The organism is Microvirga rosea, assembly GCF_020595095.1.
Lineage (GTDB): Bacteria > Pseudomonadota > Alphaproteobacteria > Rhizobiales > Beijerinckiaceae > Microvirga > Microvirga rosea.
Window position 1 is genome coordinate 548,447 of sequence record NZ_JAJDOP010000002.1, and the last position, 16,016, is coordinate 564,462.

Consider the following 16,016-nt stretch of genomic DNA (forward strand, 5'->3'; position numbering starts at 1 on the left):
TGTGAGGCATGGTCGACACGGCGAAACGGCACGAGGCCCTTCTCGCCAGGGACCGTCAAACGACGATCATGAAGGAGATTGCCATGTCCGTCATCGTTTCCTCCCCCCTCCTCCGTCAGGCTCTGATCGCGGATGCCTCGACCAGCGCAGCCTGTGGCCTCCTGATGCTTCTGGCCGCGGGACCGCTCGCATCGCTTCTGGGGCTACCGGTCCCGTTGCTGCGGCTCGCCGGTCTCGCGCTTCTGCCCTATGCGGGCCTTGTCGGATACTTAGGTCTGCGCGAGCATCTGCCGCGGGGCATGGTGTGGGCGGTCGTCATAGGCAACGCCGTCTGGGCCATCGACAGCCTGCTTCTGCTCATGAGCGGCTGGGTCGAGCCCACCCGGGCAGGATACGCCTTCGTGATTGCGCAAGGACTTGTCGTCCTCATGTATGCGGAGCTGCAATATGTCGGCCTCCGGCGCTCGAGAGAAGCCTTTGCGGTTTAGGGTCTGAACGAAACCGAGGCGTCGCTACACGCCTCGGCGACTGCACGCACCGCCGTCAGCGCCTTCTATCGCTGACGGCGCAAAGCCGTTCCACGGCATGAATGCCCGCAATGGATGAAAGGCAGATCCTCGGCAGCGCCGACGGCATCCACAGACGGACTATGCGGGCGGTAATTCGAGGCCCTTCGGCAGTGAAATCCAGATGACCGTCTGCGCCTCCGGGGAATGGCGCGACAGATGGCCTTTACCGTGCGTGTCCTCCACCAACACGAAGCTACCCGCCTGAACGTGACGCACCTCTCTGTCGCTCGTCTCATATTCAACCGAACCATCCAGCCTGACTGTCAGCACCGGTTCTGGAACCGTATGCCAGGCAACCTCGCGCATCCCCGCCGGGATGCGGGTAATGCGGACGCGGGACGCCGGATAGCTGGCCGAAACCTCGAACGGGACGGCGTCGGGGTGCACCGATCTCTTCGTCGTCGGCAGTTCAACTTCGTCGAAATGCGACTCGCCGTCCGGGGTGGCATAGATGCGCAGGCACTTCATTGCGGTTGATTCCTTCTGGCTCGGCATGCCGAAACGACGCACGCCTACCATGGATGGGGCGGGATAACACCACGAGGCCCTGCGAGCATCGGTGTGCGCCGCAAGCGGAACTTCGCCTTCGAACGGGTGGGGCAGGCCCAAGGTGACGGTTGGGGCCTTCTTCGGGGTTGATCCGCTATGCCTGATGGATCATCGCCTCGATTTTTTCGACCAGGGAATCGAAGGCGATCGGCTTCGAAATCACCTCCATGCCCGGGCCCAGGAAGCCGCTTTTCAGAAGATTGTTCTCGACATAACCCGTCATGAACAGGACCTTGAGACGAGGGCGGCTCTGCAGCGCCGCGTCGGCGAGCTGGCGCCCGTTCAATCCGGGAAGCCCCACATCGGTCAGCAGAAGGTCGATCGTCTCGCCCGCGTGCAGGATGCGCAAGCCCTCGGCCCCATCTCCCGCGCTGAGAACGCGGTAGCCCATGTCCTGGAGCATTTCGACCACCAGGGTTCTGACCACCGGCTCGTCTTCGACGACCAGAAGAGTCGCCCCGGCCGTGGCACGCCCCGACATGGCGTTGCTCGTATCGACTTTGGGCGTCTCGGAGCCGAGATAGCGGGGCAAGTAAATCGTCACCCGGGTCCCTTCTCCGACCTCGGAGTGAATCCGGACATGGCCGCCGGATTGCTTCACGAAACCGTAAACCATCGACAGGCCGAGGCCCGTGCCCTGGCCCAGGGGCTTTGTCGTAAAGAACGGCTCGAATGCCTTTTCGATGACGTCCCGAGGCATTCCGGATCCATTGTCGGACACCACGAGACCGACATAGTCACCGATGGAAACACCATGTTCTTGCGCGGCACCGTCGTCCGCAACGGCAAGGTTCATCGTTTCTATGACGATCCGGCCACCGTCAGGCATGGCATCGCGGGCATTGATGACGAGGTTGAGAAGGGCGTTCTCAAGCTGGTTCGCATCGCAATGGGTGAGCCACAGGTTCTTGAAGAACGCCTCTTCCACCCGGATGGCTTCGTTCGTCGAGCGCCGCAGGAGTTCCGCCATCGATGCGATCAGCATGTTGGCGTCCACCGGCTTGGGATCGAGCGGCTGGCGTCTGGAGAAGGCCAGCAACCGATGCGTCAAGGCAGCGGCGCGCTTCGCCGATCCGAGAGCGGATTCCAGATAGCGCTGCACTTGATCGTTCCTGCCCTGGGCCATCCGTGTCTGGATCAGATCGATCGAGCCGATGACGCCTGTCAGCAGGTTGTTGAAGTCGTGGGCGATACCGCCGGTCAGTTGTCCGACGGCCTCCATCTTCTGAGATTGCCGAAGAGCCTCTTCGGCCTGAAGCAACGCCCTGGCGGCTTCGCGCTCCGTGGTTACATCACGGCCGATCGCATGAATAAAGCCTTCGTCGGACACGATGGTCCAGGAGATCCAGCGAAACGATCCATCGCGATGCCGGACGCGATTTTCATAGCGTAAGGGATTTGCCCCTTCCCGCTCGACCGCAAGGCCCTTACCCGCCTCCTCAGGATGAAGAAGGTCTGAAAATGGCTTGGTGACGAGATCGCATTCGTCCCATTCCAGAAGGGTCTTCCACGCCGGATTCGTCGCAATGATCGAATGATCGGCATCGAGCACGATCATGAGGTCCGTCGAAAGCCGCCACATGCGGTCGCGCTCGCGGGTGCGTTCGGCAACGCGCTCCTCGAGTTGCGCGTTCAGGGCCTCGAGTTCCTGCGCGGCAACGCTCTGATCGTGAATGTCGGTGTTCGTCCCTATCCAGCGCATGACACGGCCTTGCGCATCATGAACGGGAACACCCTTCGACAAGAACCAGCGGTAAGACTGATCGCTGGCACGCTTGAGCCGGAACCGGCTCTCGAAAATCGTCCCGTTATCGAGAGCATGTCTCCATGCCCGGGACGTCTCCTCCAGATCGTCCGGGTGGATGACAGTGCTCCACGCGCCGTTTTCGAGATCGGTGACGCACACTCCGGCGTAGTCATAGAAGCGGCCGTTGAACCATTCGGCCCTCCCGTCGTGTCCTGCCTCCCAGACCTGGTGAGGCACGGCCTCAACGAGCGCCCGGAAGCGCTCTTCGCTGGCCCGAAGAGCTTCCTCGGCGATCTTCCGTTCGGTGACGTCTCGATAGAAACTGACGACGCCCTCTGGCGTGGGGCAAATACGCAGCTCGAGCCAGCGATCCTTGCCGAAGCCGAGATAGCGACGCAGGAGCGTGACCGGCATCTGCTCCGTCAAGCAGCGGCGATAGGCCTCTTCCAGGGAGGACCCGGCGGAGGTCGGCCATGCTTCCCAATGCGTCTTGCCGAGGATTTCATGCTCCGCGCGCCCGTCGTACTGCAGGGCCGCGGGATTGAGCTTCACGACACGGAATTCCTCGTCAAAGGCGACGAAGCCATCGCCCAGAAGATCGAGGATATGGTCGGCCCGATCGCTGTTCGCCTTGAACGAAAGGGCCGAGCGAACGCGATCGGTGACATCGCTGCCCTGAAGAATGATACCGTCGACCAGCCCCTCGGCATTCACGACGGGTTGGGCGTTGAAGTCGACGAAACGTTCCTCGACCGGCCCTCCCGACTCAGGCTGATAATCGATCATCACGTCCTGAAGGGCGACATGTCGCCCTGTCGCGCAAGCTCTCTCCAGACATTCGGCGAAGCGCGGAGTTGCTGCGAACATGAGGCTTGTCACCGGAGCCCCGACAACATCCTGATGATGAACGAGTTGGCCGAAAGCCCTGTTGGCCCAGACGATCTTGTGGTGAGGCCCCTTGACCAGACAGAGGAAGCCCGGTGCGGCTTCAAGAGCGCTCAGGATCGCGGTCACATCAAGGCCGACCTGTCCGGAATCGCTCACCCGGCCAGAAGACCCGAAGGGGCGGTGAAGCACGATATCCTTTTGAGTGCCGAGGCCCTGCGGCATCTTGATCTTTCGAGGAAAGCCAGCCGATGAGCCGGCAGCTTCCTTTCTGTAGCGTCACGGTCCGTCCATACTTTACCCATGGACAGGCAAAAGCTTACATAAATGGTATTCTATAACAATGCAACTATAGGCTGGGATGGGTCGTGCGAATCCGCACGCGACGGCGTCAAAAGCTCCGGCCGTCGACCGGGATCGGCGTCAGCGCCTTGAGGTCGAGACCTTCCAGACACCGCACGTTGATGGCAGCCGTTTTCTCGCCGGATGGTTTTTGCCCTTCGGCGAATGGAGCGCAGCCGCAGGAAGGGCAAAAGCGATGTTGAATGGCGTGCTTGTTGAATGTGTAGGTGGAGAGCGCATCCTCACCTTGCGTTATCTTTAAAGCCGCATGAGGCACGAAGGTCAGAAGGTAACCTTTTCGGCTGCAATGGGAGCAATTGCATTCCATGACCTGTTCGAGGTCGGTTTCGACCTCGAACGTCACTTGACCGCAATGGCAGGATCCCTTGTGCGTCATCGATGACTCCGCCCCGCAGCCCCTCAGGCTTGGCTCGCCGCCTTATTGCCCAATGCGGCTTGGGCCGCGGCAAGCCGCGCGATCGGCACACGGTAAGGAGAGCACGACACATAATCAAGGCCGATGCCCTGGCAGAAATGGATCGACGCGGGATCGCCGCCGTGCTCGCCGCAGATACCGAGCTTGATGCCGTTACGGGCCTTGCGTCCCCGTTCGACCGCGATCTTGATCAGCTCTCCGACGCCTTCCTGGTCGATGGTGACGAACGGGTCCGCCGGCAGGATTCCCTTTTGCGTATATGAGCCGAGGAAGGACGCGGCATCGTCGCGGGAGATCCCAAGGGCCGTCTGGGTCAGGTCGTTGGTGCCGAAGGAAAAGAATTCGGCCGTACCGGCAATTTCTTCGGCCCGGAGCGCGGCACGCGGCAGTTCGATCATGGTCCCGACCTGATAATCGACCTTGGCGCCGGTCTCCTTGGCGACCGCCTCCGCGACCGTGACGATCCGCTCCTTCACCAGATCGAGCTCCGCCTTTGTCATGACGAGCGGCACCATGATTTCCGGCACCACCAATTTTCCGGTGGCACGCCCGGCTTCGACGGCAGCCTCCAGAATGGCGCGTGCCTGCATCTCGGCGATTTCCGGATAGGCGACCGCCAGACGGCAGCCCCGGAAGCCGAGCATGGGGTTGAATTCGTGCAGCTCGACGGCCCGCCGTTTCAACTTGTCGACGGAGGTGTTCATGGCTCGCGCGACCTCGTCCATCTCCGCTTCCGTATGCGGCAGGAACTCATGGAGGGGCGGATCGAGCAGGCGGATCGTGACCGGCAAGCCGCTCATGATCGTGAACAACTGGATGAAATCCTCGCGTTGCATTGGCAGGAGTTTCGCCAGCGCCGCGCGACGACCCGCCTCGTCGTCGGACAGAATCATCTCCCGCACGGCGACGATGCGATCGCCCTCGAAGAACATGTGCTCGGTGCGGCACAAACCGATGCCCTCGGCGCCGAAGGTGCGCGCAGTCTTCGCATCGAGCGGTGTTTCCGCGTTGGCGCGCACTTTCATGCCGCGCACCGTGTCGGCCCAGCCCATGAGGGTCGCGAATTCACCGGAAAGCTCAGGCTCGAGCATCTTCACCTGGCCGAGGAGAACCTGACCGTTGGCTCCATCGATGGTGATGACGTCGCCCTTGCGCAGGGTTTGTCCGGCAACGGTCATGGTCTGCGCATTGTAGTCCACGCGGATCGAGCCGGCGCCGGAAACGCACGGCTTGCCCATGCCGCGGGCAACAACCGCGGCATGGGAGGTCATGCCGCCACGGGTGGTGAGAATTCCCTCCGCCGCATGCATGCCGTGAATGTCTTCCGGCGACGTTTCGATCCGCACCAGGATGACTTTGCGGCTGGCCTTCTTGGCAGCCTCCGCATCCTCCGAATTGAACACGATCTCGCCGGAGGCGGCGCCAGGCGATGCGGGCAGGCCGGTCGCCAGGATCTTGCGCTCGGCCTTGGGATCGATGGTGGGATGGAGCAATTGGTCGAGGGCGGCCGGTTCGACCCGCGTGATCGCTTCCTCCTGCGTGATCAGCCCTTCGGATGCGAGCTCCACGGCAATGCGCAAGGCCGCTTTTGCCGTGCGCTTGCCGTTGCGGGTCTGGAGCATCCAGAGCTTGCCCTTCTCCACCGTGAATTCCATGTCCTGCATGTCGCGGTAGTGCTTTTCGAGAATGCCGTAGATGCGCACCAGCTCGTTGTAGGCGACCGGCATCGCCTGCTCCATGGATGGGCGGTCGGATCCTGAGGCGACACGCGCCTTTTCCGTGATGTCCTGCGGCGTACGAATGCCGGCGACGACGTCTTCTCCCTGCGCGTTGATGAGAAACTCGCCATAAAGCTCCTTCTCGCCCGTGGAGGGGTTGCGAGTGAATGCGACGCCGGTCGCCGAGGTTTCGCCCATATTGCCGAAGACCATGGCCTGGACGTTCACAGCCGTTCCCCAGCTGGCGGGAATGCTGTGCAGCTCGCGATACTTGATGGCGCGGTTGTTCATCCAGGAGCCGAAGACCGCTCCGATCGCGCCCCACAGCTGCTCCTCCGGCTCCTGCGGGAAGGCTTTGCCGAGCTCCCTCTCGACAATGGCCTTATAGCGCGGGATCAGCGCTTTCCAGTCGTCGGCCGTCAGATCCGTGTCGAGAGTGTAGCCGCGCCGGTCCTTGTATTCGTCGAGAGCTTCTTCGAAGTGATGATGCTCGATCCCCAGCACCACGTTGGAGTACATCGTGATGAAACGGCGGTAGGAATCATAGGCGAAGCGCTCGTCGCCCGCTCCCTTCGCCAGGGCCTGGACGGTCAGATCGTTGAGGCCGAGATTGAGAACCGTATCCATCATGCCGGGCATGGAGGCGCGGGCCCCCGATCTCACGGAGACCAGCAACGGGTTCTCGGCGTCGCCGAAGGTGCGGTCGGTGAGACGGCCGATATAGGCCAGAGCCTTCTCGACCTCGCCCTTCAGCTCCGGCGGGTAGGAACGGGAGTGGTCGTAATAATACGTGCAGACCTCGGTGGTGATGGTGAACCCTGGAGGCACCGGCAAGCCCAAATTGGACATTTCTGCGAGATTGGCGCCCTTGCCCCCGAGCAGGTTCTTCATTCCCGCCTCGCCCTCAGCCTTGCCGTCACCGAAGGTATAAACCCACTTCGTCATCATCCGACCCTTTGGCTCACATGACCTGCCGTCATGCAGGTGCTGGCTTGAAGCATGCCGATCCACAACGCAACCTGAACGGCCAAGGTTCCGGTGGCCCGCCGGCGACGAATGTCGCCTTTCCCTCCCGAACGGAGAGTTTATCACGGCACCGGATGTTGTATCACAATTGCTGTTTCATCAGGTTCAGCAATGCCTTCCCCTCTTATCATCAGTTCCGACCAAGCCTCGACCATCGCCCTCACGACAGATCAGAGCTCCGTCACTGTCAATCCGGGAATATCCGTCTCGGGACCGGATTCGGGTTTTGGAATCGACGCGACCGCCGGTGCCGGCGGCACGATCTTCCTTTATGGCTCCCTGTCGGCCGGAGGCGGCATCTACGATCCGTCGACAACGCGGAACTCCTACAACATCGTTCTTTATTCCCAGGCCTCCATCTCGGCCTCGTCCGGGTATGGGATCGCCCTCCAAAAGCAGGCCTCCGTGATCAATCACGGCCGCATCGAAGCAACGCAGACCGGGATCAGCCTGGGCGACGGCAACAGCATCGTGGTGAACAACGGCTCGATCGCCGCGGAGATCGGCCTCCAAGCCTATGGCCATGGGACGATCATCGAGAATGCGGGTTCGATCATCGGCTCCAAGAATGCAATGGTCGTCACCGGCGACAACTGCACGATTACGAACAATGGCCTCGTGGAAGGATCCCAGTTCGGCATCGTTCTGGCGGAAGTGACCGGCACCGCTACCGTGATCACCAATACCGGAACGCTCACGGGCGGTTATCTGGCCTTTCAAGGAAGCCGCGCCGGCAACGAACTCATCAATCGCGGCTTGATCACCGGCAGCGTCGATTTTCGAGGCGGCGACGACGTCTTCGACAACCGGCAGGGGAAGATCACCGGAACGGTTCTCCTCGGAACGGGAGATGACAAAGCACTGGGAGGTTCCGGCAGCGAGGTCTTCTCGGACTGGTTGGGGAACGACACCATCGATGCAGGGGGCGGCATCGATACGCTCAGCTACGAACTGTCCACCGACCCCAATCTCTCCGCCCATGTCGATCTGCGGATCGAAACCGAGCAGACGAGCGTCTGGGGCACCGATACGTTCCTGAATTTCGAAAACGTCGTCGGCAGTGCGGGCGCCGACACGATCACGGGCAGCGACGGCGACAATGTTCTCAAGGGCCTGACGGGCTTGGACAGTCTGAGCGGAGCGAAAGGCAACGATACGCTCGAGGGGGGCGCTGACAACGACGTTCTCGATGGCGGCGACGGCGTGGATACTGCCGTCTATGCCGGCACTGCCATCGTGACGGTCGACCTGCGGCTGGAGGTGGTCCAGAACACCGGTCTCGGCAACGATATCCTGACCGGAATTGAGAACCTCGTCGGCGGCTCGGCAGCCGACCGCCTGACCGGCAACAGCGTCGACAATCGTCTGCAAGGCGGCGACAGCGCGGATCTGCTCTTCGGCAACGAAGGCGCGGACCACCTGGACGGCGAAGCCGGCAACGATGTTCTGGACGGCGGCTCGGGAAGCGATACGGCAGTCTTTTCTTCGAGCCGGAGCAGCTATTCCGTTGTTGCGAATGCGGATGGAACCATCACAATCACCGACAACCGGGCCGAGGGCGACGGCAAGGATGTGCTGACAAGCATCGAATATCTCCAATTCAGCGACGTCACCGTTGCGGCTCCGCTCTATGCTCCCCCTCCCCAACCGGTCACCGCCTCGGCCCCCGTACCCCTCAATCTGTATGGAACATCGAGAGCCGACAGGCTCACGGGCGGAGACGGCAACGACAAGCTTTGGGGCAAGCTCGGCAAGGACGTGCTGTTCGGTGGAAAAGGCAAGGACGTGTTCGTGTTCAACACCAAGCTGAACAAGAAGACCAACCTCGACAAGATCGCCGACTTCAACGTCAAGGACGACACGATCTGGCTCGACAACGCCATCTTCAAGAAGCTAGGCAAGGGCAGCGAGCTGAAGCCGGGCAAGCTCAACAAGGCGTTCTTCAGCATTGGCGATCACGCCAAGGACAAGAACGACTATCTGATCTACGACAACAAGCAGGGCGTGCTGTTTTACGATGCCGACGGCTCGGGCAAAGGCAAGGCGATGGAGATCGCCACGCTGTCCAAGAAGCTCAAGATGACCGTCGACGACTTCAAGATCATTTGAAGAACGTGACGCGTCGTCCCTAAATCAACCACGAAAAAATCCGCCAGAGCCCGGGCTCTGGCGGATCGTATGATCTGTCGAATGTGGTGTCTTAGACCCGGTAACGGCCGTTGCGCTTCACATAGACCGTCGAGCCGACGGGCACGCGCTCGTAGAGGTCCGCAATGTCCTCATTGAGCATGCGCACGCAGCCGGACGAGACCTGCTCGCCAATGCTCCACGGCTCGTTGGTTCCATGGATACGGAACAGGATATCGCGGCCGTCCTGGTACAGGTACAGAGCGCGCGCGCCGAGCGGATTGTCGAGACCGGCCTCGCGGTAGCGCGGCAGATCCGGCTTGATGCTGACCATGGTCTTGGTCGGCGACCATGCGGGCCAGACGCCCTTGCGGCCGACCGATGCCACGCCGCGCCAGGAGAAGCCCTGCTTGCCGACGCCGACGCCATAGCGGACCGCCTTGTTGTCGGGCTGGACGAGATAGAGCATGCGCTCATCGATATCGACCACGATGCTGCCAGGCTTCTCGGGGCCTTTGTACTCCACCGTCTGGCGAGCGTACTTGGCGTCCATCTTGCTACGGTCGACGAGTGGAATGTCGTAGGGTTTATCCGGCGCGACACCGACGTACCAACCCGCATAAGGATCATCCGCGGCGGCGGATTGCTGCGGGGCCTGTACGCTTTGGCAGGCCGCGAGAGATGCGCTCATCAAAGCGCCGATCAGGAGGCGACGAAACATCATCAGTTTTTTCTTGAGCCGGGAGAAACGGAGTTGCGGACCTGCCTATCGCGAAGCACTCAGCAATGCTGTGCCCTGACTGCAACAGCAACGGGAGAATGCGGCCTTACCCTTCGATACGCGAGAAATCCGCAACCGTGCGCGTTGCATCGCGAAGAGCGTTGAGAAGTCGCAGGCGGTTCTCCCGCAGCTCGGAATCCTCGGCATTGACCGTCACCTTGTCGAAGAAGGTGTCCACGGCAGGCCGAAGAGCCGCAAGAGCCCGCATGGCGCCCTCGAAATCCTCCCTCTTCACATAATCGCGAGCCTGCGACGATGCGTCCTCCAGGACCTGAAGCAAAACCTGCTCTTCCGGTTGCCCGCGCTCCTGAATGAGGGACCGATTCGGTGCCGCATCGTAAGCGCGTCCATCCTTTTTTTCCTCGATGCGGAGAATGTTCGCGGCCCGCCGGAATCCGGCCAGCAGATTCTTGCCGTCTTCCGTATCGAGGAAGCGTCCAAGTGCTTCGACACGGCGCACGATCATCAGAAGATCGTCCTGCCCTTCGAGAGCGAACACCGCATCGATGAGATCGTGCCGCGCACCCTGATCGCGGAGATAGACTTTGAGGCGGTCCGCGAAGAACGAGAGAAGGTCCGGCACGACGGATGCCGCGACATCCCCGGCTGCCCGCAGCGATTTATGTGACCCTGAGACGGCAGGATATTGCCCGGGCGGCGTTTGTGAGCCGGAGCGATGAACGACAAACTCGCCGGGATTCTGCGGATCCTGCAGATTGCTGATGGCAAGGGAGAAATTCTCGCCCAATGTCATCCGCAGGTTGTTCTCGAGCACCAAGCGGATGACCCCAAGGGCCGCGCGGCGCAGGGCATAAGGATCCTTCGATCCGGTCGGTTTCTCGTCGATCACCCAGAAGGCCACGAGGGTGTCGATCTTGTCGGCGAGCGCGACAGCCACGGAAACCGGATCGGTCGGCACCCGATCCGAGGGACCGAGCGGCTTGTAATGGTCTTCGATCGCGGCGGAAACGCTGGCAGGCTCTTTCTGAATTGACGCATAATAGCGCCCCATCAGGCCCTGCAGCTCAGGGAACTCGCCCACCATTTCGGTGACGAGATCGGCTTTGGCAAGGCGCGCGGCGCGCTCCGCTTGCGCAGGTTCGGCGCCGGCGATCGGCGCCAGTTCCCTGGCGAGAGCGGCGATACGCTCCACGCGCTGGTACTGCGTGCCGATCTGCTCGTGAAACACGATGGTCTTCAGCTTCTCGAGGCGCTCCTCGAGGCGCACCTTCTGGTCCGTTTCCCAGAAGAATTTGGCGTCCGAGAGACGGGCGCGCACCACGCGCTCATTGCCGCCGACGATGGTCTTGCCGCCATCCTTCGCGACGAGATTGGACGTCAGCAGGAACTTGTTCGCAAGACCTCCGGTCTTCGGATCGCGGAGAACGAAGCACTTCTGGTTGGCCCGGATGGTCGCGCGGATCACCTCGGGAGGAATGGCGAGAAAAGCTTCCTCGAACGACCCCATGAGAACCACGGGCCATTCCACGAGGCCCGCGACTTCCTCCAGGAGGCCTTCGTCCTCGACGAGCTCAAGCCCCTGCGCGAAGGCGAGATCGCGGGCATCGTGCAGAATGATGTCCTTGCGGCGGTCCGCATCGAGCACGACCTTCGCCCGTTCCAGGGCCGGAGCATAATCGTCGAACCGGCGAACCTTGATCGCACCCGGGGCCATGAAACGATGACCATAGGTCACGTCGCCGGCCGCAAGGCCGTCGATCTGGACGGGAACCACCACCGGCTCCTCGGTTTCGGGGCCGAAGGTGCAGACGATCGATTGCAGCGGCCGCACCCAGCGCAAGGAACCCGGCTCCCGGGACGCCGCACCCCAGCGCATGGATTTCGGCCACGGGAAGGTCTTGACGATCTGCGGAATGATCTCCGCCAGCACCTCCTCGGTCGGGCGGCCGGGACGCTCGATCAGGGCAACGTAGAACTCGCCCTTCTTGGGGTCCTTTTCGATCTTCGCCTGATCGAGGGAGGTGAGCCCCGCGCTTTTCAGAAAGCCCTGGACGGCCGCGTCCGGGGCACCCACGCGCGGACCTTTCCGCTCCTCGCGGACATCCTGCCCCTTCACCGGCAAGCCCACCACGTTGAGGGTGAGGCGCCGCGGCGTCGCGAAGGCCTTGGCGCCCTCATAAAGGAAGCCGCGTTCCACGAGCGCGTCGGTCACGAGCTTCTTGAGATCCTCAGCAGCGCGCCGCTGCATCCGGGCGGGAATTTCTTCGGAGAAGAGTTCGAGGAAAAGATCGGGCATCGGACGTTCAGATCTCAGGGCTGGAGGGCAGCGGCATTGGACGGATCGAGGGCTACCCCTCCGCCCTCTGTCTTCAGCCACGCCGCGCCGCAGGCCTTGGCAAGCTCACGGACGCGCAGGATGTAGCTTTGGCGCTCGGTGACCGAAATCACGCCCCGGGCATCGAGCAGATTGAAGATGTGGCTCGCCTTGATCGCCTGGTCATAGGCCGGCTGCGCCATCAGATGCCGGCGATCGTTGGCACCGGCCTTTGGTTCTCCCTCGGCCAGATATTTGCGGCAGGCGGCCTCGGCGTCGCGGAAATGGCGAAAGAGCATTTCCGTGTCGGCATATTCGAAGTTATGCCGGGAATATTCCTGCTCGGCCTGCTTGAAGATTTCGCCGTAGGTGACCTTCCGGTCCCCCTCCAGGCCGTTGAAATTGAGATCATAGATCGACTCGACGCCTTGCAGGTACATGGCGAGGCGCTCGAGACCATAGGTCAGCTCGCCCGCGACCGGCGCGACCTCAAAACCTGCGACCTGCTGGAAATAGGTGAACTGGGACACCTCCATGCCGTCGCACCAGCATTCCCAGCCGAGCCCCCAGGCGCCGAGGGTCGGACTTTCCCAGTCGTCCTCGACAAAACGGATGTCATGGACCGACGTGTCGATTCCGATAGCCTCCAGGGACTTCACGTAAAGGTCCTGAATGTTCGGCGGGTTCGGCTTCAGGATCACCTGGAACTGATAATAGTGCTGGAGCCGGTTGGGGTTCTCGCCGTAGCGCCCATCCTTGGGCCGACGGGACGGCTGCACATAGGCGGCCCGCCAGGACCTGGGGCCGAGAGCCCGCAGCGTCGTGGCCGGATGAAACGTACCGGCACCCATTTCCATGTCATAGGGCTGCAGGATGACGCAGCCCTGTCTGGCCCAATAGCTTTGGAGCGTCAGGATCAGCCCTTGGAAGGACCGCGCAGGATTCATGTGCGCTTCATCGCTGGTCATGTCGGCATCCGGTCTTGTGAAATGCGAGCGGAACCCTTGGGATGCAGGGCGGCGCAAGTCAAGGGTGCGGGCGTGCGGCGATCCGTTGGACGTCCGGATCCGGTTTCCCGGCGGACGCCTGCGACCCTCTCATAATCCCAGGCGAGACCAGGATGCCCGCTCTTCCAGAGCTCCGAGCAGGGCGTCAGGATCGATCAGGCTGCTTTCCCCAAGGCCGCGGCGGCCGAAGAGGCGGCCGAGCAGCGGCGGGCGCGCCGGTTCGATCACGCGCAGCTGCACCTTGTCGCCGAAGCGCTGGCGCATCACGGTCCGGATGTCGCCGATGCCGTCCGCGAGACCGAGGCGGACGGCCTGCTCTCCCACCCAGAACGCACCCGAAAAGAGATCGCCGTTGGTCTCGTCGAGTTTCGCGCCGCGCCGCGAGCGGACGAGGGACACGAAGACCTGATGGATCTCGCGCTGGAGGTCCTTGAGACGCTCCACTTCCTGGGGATCCTCCGGCTGGAAGGGATCGAGCATCGCCTTCTTGTCGCCCGCCGTGTAGACGCGCCGCTCGATGCCGAACCGCTCGATCAGGCGGTCGAACCCGAATCCGGCGGAGACCACGCCGATGGATCCGAGGATGGAGGAAGGGTCGGCGAAGATCTCGTCGGCCGCGCAGGCCAGCATGTAGCCCCCCGAGGCCGCCGCATCCTCGACGAAGGCGAAAACCGGAAGCTTCTTCTCGTCCGCATAAGCGCGGATCCGCTTGAAGATCAGGTGCGACTGGGCGGGCGATCCTCCCGGAGAATTCACCACGATGGCGACGGCCTTCGCGCCCTTGATCGAGAACGCGCGATCCAGAACCGTCGCGACGTTCGAAATGGCGAGGCCCGGCCGCAAAGGCATCACGGCGCCGATGGCCCCCGAGAGCCGCACCACGGGGACGACCGGATGCCGGACGCGAAACCGCGCGGGGACGAGGAACTGGAAACGTTCGAACAGGCGGGAAGCGAGAGAACCTTGGGTCATGATACGCATGTAGTGCGGCAGGAAATGTTGCGCCACCCGGACGATTCCCGGTGCCCGGCGACCAAGATGAATATTCCTTTAGGGAACTGGTCGGGCTTCGTTCAGTTAGGCTCCCTTAAGTATTAGGCCTTAGAACGGTTCCGTTCGCTACTCTGTAACGGGTTCATGAAGCGCCCGAGCAAGGAGATTCAGATGCGTCAGTTTCTTTACGGCCTCTTCGGCGTGGCAGCTCTTGGGTTCGGCGCCCTGACCGCCGAGCCGGCTTCGGCCCTGCCATTCGGCCCCGGGCCGTCCGACCACGGCAGCTCGGTTGTCGATACGGTGCAGTATTATGGCCCACCTCGGGGTCCATACGGCCGCTGGCACCGTCCGCCGCCCCCGCCCCGGTACGGCTATTACGGTCGTCCCTACCGTCCGGTCGCGCGCTGCTGGACTCGCCCGGAGCGGTTCTGGAACGGATATCGCTGGGTCGTTCGTCCGGTCCGGATCTGCCGCTGAACGAAGATACGATCTGACCAAACGAACTGGGCGCCGGAAGGCGCCCTTTTCATGTCAGCAACGCCTCGCCCCGATGAAGGGCTGCGGCAAACGGCGTGAAACGCCCATCCGAATCATGCAGGACCACAGGAGGCAGGATCGTCATCGGCGCCCGGGAGCCCTTTTTGGCCGAAAGAATCAGCCGGATCGCCGGCTGATTCTCGGCAGGATGGACGAATCGGACGGAAATCCCGCCGAACCGTCCCTTCATCGCATCGAGGCAGTCCGCGAGCCTGTCCGCCCGGTGGATAAGAACCAGCCGCCCTTTCGGCTTCAGAAGGTTGAGACAGGCCTTGATCCAGGCTTCAAGGCCGCCCGCCGGAAGCGCGTGGGCCGCAGCGCGTGCCCGATCCGGGGACAGGCGCGCCTTCCCCTCCTCCAAGAACGGAGGATTGGTCAGAACCAGATCGGCGGATTCGGCCTGCAGGCCGGCGGCGAGGCGGGCCGCGGCATCAAGGACATCCACCTCCACGACCGTCGCGTCGATCCCATTGGCGTCGCAGTTCTGGCGGCACAGGCTCGCAAGCCCGGGATCACGCTCGACGAAAACGAAACGGGCCTGCCTTTCCCGCGCGGCCACCATGAGGCCCACCGCTCCGGTCGAGGCTCCGACATCCACCACGGTCTGCCCGGGCTGGACAGCAGCAGCGGCGGCGAGCAGGACGGCGTCGGAACCGGCCCGATGGCCCTTTTGCGGCTGTCGCAGGGACACCTGCCCACCGAGGAGCGAATCGGCTGTCGCGTCATCCATGGCGCAGCTCGGCATCGAGACCGGCCTCACGGATGAGGCGGCGCGCCTGCGCCTCATGGTCGTCCGGCACGAGGATTCGCCTGGGAAAAGCGCCGATCATCCCCTCGAGGGCACTCATATGACTATCGGCGACCAGAACAGGGATATTGGCGTTTTCCAACAAGGATTGTAGGAAGCCGACCAGAACGAGATCGCTAGTCCTGACGATTTCGACCATCGGCGCCTGGCTCCTCCTGCGACAAGCATTGCATTGCAGCATGAGATCCACCATGCCACGGTGTCTTGATATTCCTA

General features: G+C 62.3%; 13 protein-coding genes. 3 read left to right on the top strand and 10 right to left on the bottom strand.

All coding sequences use genetic code 11. The annotated features are described in order from the left end of the window. Positions 1-83 precede the first annotated feature (83 nt). The gene (locus LJD17_RS07005) at positions 84-488 is read left to right on the top strand and encodes a hypothetical protein (protein WP_227383433.1); all 405 of its coding nucleotides are present in this window, start codon (positions 84-86) and stop codon (positions 486-488) included. Positions 489-647: 159 nt separating this feature from the next. On the opposite strand, the gene LJD17_RS07010 is transcribed toward LJD17_RS07005, so the two are convergent. The 4 genes from LJD17_RS07010 to ppdK all read right to left on the bottom strand — a co-directional run bounded on the left by LJD17_RS07010 (position 648) and on the right by ppdK (position 7,191). Continuing rightward, positions 648-1,037 (bottom strand): cupin domain-containing protein, encoded by a 390-nt coding sequence (locus LJD17_RS07010; protein ID WP_227383434.1) that lies wholly within the window; start codon positions 1,035-1,037, stop codon positions 648-650. 175 nt (positions 1,038-1,212) lie between these two features. Then, positions 1,213-3,975 carry a hybrid sensor histidine kinase/response regulator gene (locus LJD17_RS07015; RefSeq protein ID WP_227383435.1) on the bottom strand — a complete coding sequence of 921 codons (2,763 nt, stop codon included), beginning with the start codon at positions 3,973-3,975 and terminating at the stop codon, positions 1,213-1,215. A 166-nt stretch (positions 3,976-4,141) separates the two neighbouring features. After that, positions 4,142-4,489, bottom strand: a complete 348-nt coding sequence (locus tag LJD17_RS07020; RefSeq protein WP_227383436.1) for a GFA family protein — start codon at positions 4,487-4,489, stop codon at positions 4,142-4,144. A 23-nt stretch (positions 4,490-4,512) separates the two neighbouring features. Further along, complete coding sequence (ppdK, locus tag LJD17_RS07025) at positions 4,513-7,191, bottom strand: pyruvate, phosphate dikinase (protein ID WP_227383667.1); 2,679 nt, start codon at positions 7,189-7,191, stop codon at positions 4,513-4,515. Positions 7,192-7,383: 192 nt separating this feature from the next. Here ppdK and LJD17_RS07030 point away from each other — a divergent pair, with 192 nt between their 5' ends. Continuing rightward, positions 7,384-9,381 carry a calcium-binding protein gene (locus LJD17_RS07030; protein ID WP_227383437.1) on the top strand — a complete coding sequence of 666 codons (1,998 nt, stop codon included), beginning with the start codon at positions 7,384-7,386 and terminating at the stop codon, positions 9,379-9,381. A gap of 91 nt (positions 9,382-9,472) precedes the next feature. On the opposite strand, the gene LJD17_RS07035 is transcribed toward LJD17_RS07030, so the two are convergent. The 4 genes from LJD17_RS07035 to LJD17_RS07050 all read right to left on the bottom strand — a co-directional run bounded on the left by LJD17_RS07035 (position 9,473) and on the right by LJD17_RS07050 (position 14,434). Then, a complete protein-coding gene (locus LJD17_RS07035; protein ID WP_227383438.1) occupies positions 9,473-10,123 on the bottom strand; it encodes a L,D-transpeptidase family protein in 651 nt (216 codons plus the stop codon). A gap of 103 nt (positions 10,124-10,226) precedes the next feature. Next, positions 10,227-12,437: a glycine--tRNA ligase subunit beta gene (glyS, locus tag LJD17_RS07040; protein WP_227383439.1), complete on the bottom strand. Its 2,211-nt coding sequence runs from the start codon at positions 12,435-12,437 to the stop codon at positions 10,227-10,229. Positions 12,438-12,451: 14 nt separating this feature from the next. Beyond that, complete coding sequence (locus tag LJD17_RS07045) at positions 12,452-13,423, bottom strand: glycine--tRNA ligase subunit alpha (protein ID WP_227383440.1); 972 nt, start codon at positions 13,421-13,423, stop codon at positions 12,452-12,454. Between the two features lie 129 nt (positions 13,424-13,552). Beyond that, a complete protein-coding gene (locus LJD17_RS07050; protein WP_227383668.1) occupies positions 13,553-14,434 on the bottom strand; it encodes a S49 family peptidase in 882 nt (293 codons plus the stop codon). A gap of 192 nt (positions 14,435-14,626) precedes the next feature. Here LJD17_RS07050 and LJD17_RS07055 point away from each other — a divergent pair, with 192 nt between their 5' ends. Next, entirely contained in the window at positions 14,627-14,932 is a 306-nt protein-coding gene (locus tag LJD17_RS07055; protein WP_227383441.1) for a hypothetical protein, read from the top strand. A gap of 49 nt (positions 14,933-14,981) precedes the next feature. Here the strand turns inward: LJD17_RS07055 and LJD17_RS07060 are convergent, their stop codons facing one another. Both LJD17_RS07060 and LJD17_RS07065 read right to left on the bottom strand, forming a co-directional pair. After that, positions 14,982-15,722, bottom strand: coding sequence for a tRNA1(Val) (adenine(37)-N6)-methyltransferase (locus LJD17_RS07060; protein WP_227383442.1), 741 nt, complete (start codon positions 15,720-15,722; stop codon positions 14,982-14,984). Beyond that, positions 15,715-15,939, bottom strand: coding sequence for a putative signal transducing protein (locus LJD17_RS07065; protein ID WP_227383443.1), 225 nt, complete (start codon positions 15,937-15,939; stop codon positions 15,715-15,717). Before LJD17_RS07065 ends, LJD17_RS07060 begins: the two co-directional genes overlap by 8 nt. Between the last annotated feature and the right edge of the window lie 77 nt (positions 15,940-16,016).

Bases quoted from the DNA above. Each gene is read 5' to 3' on its own strand.
- LJD17_RS07005 (WP_227383433.1), top strand. From the start codon at position 84: ATGTCCGTCATCGTTTCCTCCCCCCTCCTCCGTCAGGCTCTGATCGCG.
- LJD17_RS07010 (WP_227383434.1), bottom strand. From the start codon at position 1,037: ATGAAGTGCCTGCGCATCTATGCCACCCCGGACGGCGAGTCGCATTTC.
- LJD17_RS07015 (WP_227383435.1), bottom strand. From the start codon at position 3,975: ATGCCGCAGGGCCTCGGCACTCAAAAGGATATCGTGCTTCACCGCCCC.
- LJD17_RS07020 (WP_227383436.1), bottom strand. From the start codon at position 4,489: ATGACGCACAAGGGATCCTGCCATTGCGGTCAAGTGACGTTCGAGGTC.
- ppdK (WP_227383667.1), bottom strand. From the start codon at position 7,191: ATGACGAAGTGGGTTTATACCTTCGGTGACGGCAAGGCTGAGGGCGAG.
- LJD17_RS07030 (WP_227383437.1), top strand. From the start codon at position 7,384: ATGCCTTCCCCTCTTATCATCAGTTCCGACCAAGCCTCGACCATCGCC.
- LJD17_RS07035 (WP_227383438.1), bottom strand. From the start codon at position 10,123: ATGATGTTTCGTCGCCTCCTGATCGGCGCTTTGATGAGCGCATCTCTC.
- glyS (WP_227383439.1), bottom strand. From the start codon at position 12,437: ATGCCCGATCTTTTCCTCGAACTCTTCTCCGAAGAAATTCCCGCCCGG.
- LJD17_RS07045 (WP_227383440.1), bottom strand. From the start codon at position 13,423: ATGACCAGCGATGAAGCGCACATGAATCCTGCGCGGTCCTTCCAAGGG.
- LJD17_RS07050 (WP_227383668.1), bottom strand. From the start codon at position 14,434: ATGACCCAAGGTTCTCTCGCTTCCCGCCTGTTCGAACGTTTCCAGTTC.
- LJD17_RS07055 (WP_227383441.1), top strand. From the start codon at position 14,627: ATGCGTCAGTTTCTTTACGGCCTCTTCGGCGTGGCAGCTCTTGGGTTC.
- LJD17_RS07060 (WP_227383442.1), bottom strand. From the start codon at position 15,722: ATGGATGACGCGACAGCCGATTCGCTCCTCGGTGGGCAGGTGTCCCTG.
- LJD17_RS07065 (WP_227383443.1), bottom strand. From the start codon at position 15,939: ATGGTCGAAATCGTCAGGACTAGCGATCTCGTTCTGGTCGGCTTCCTA.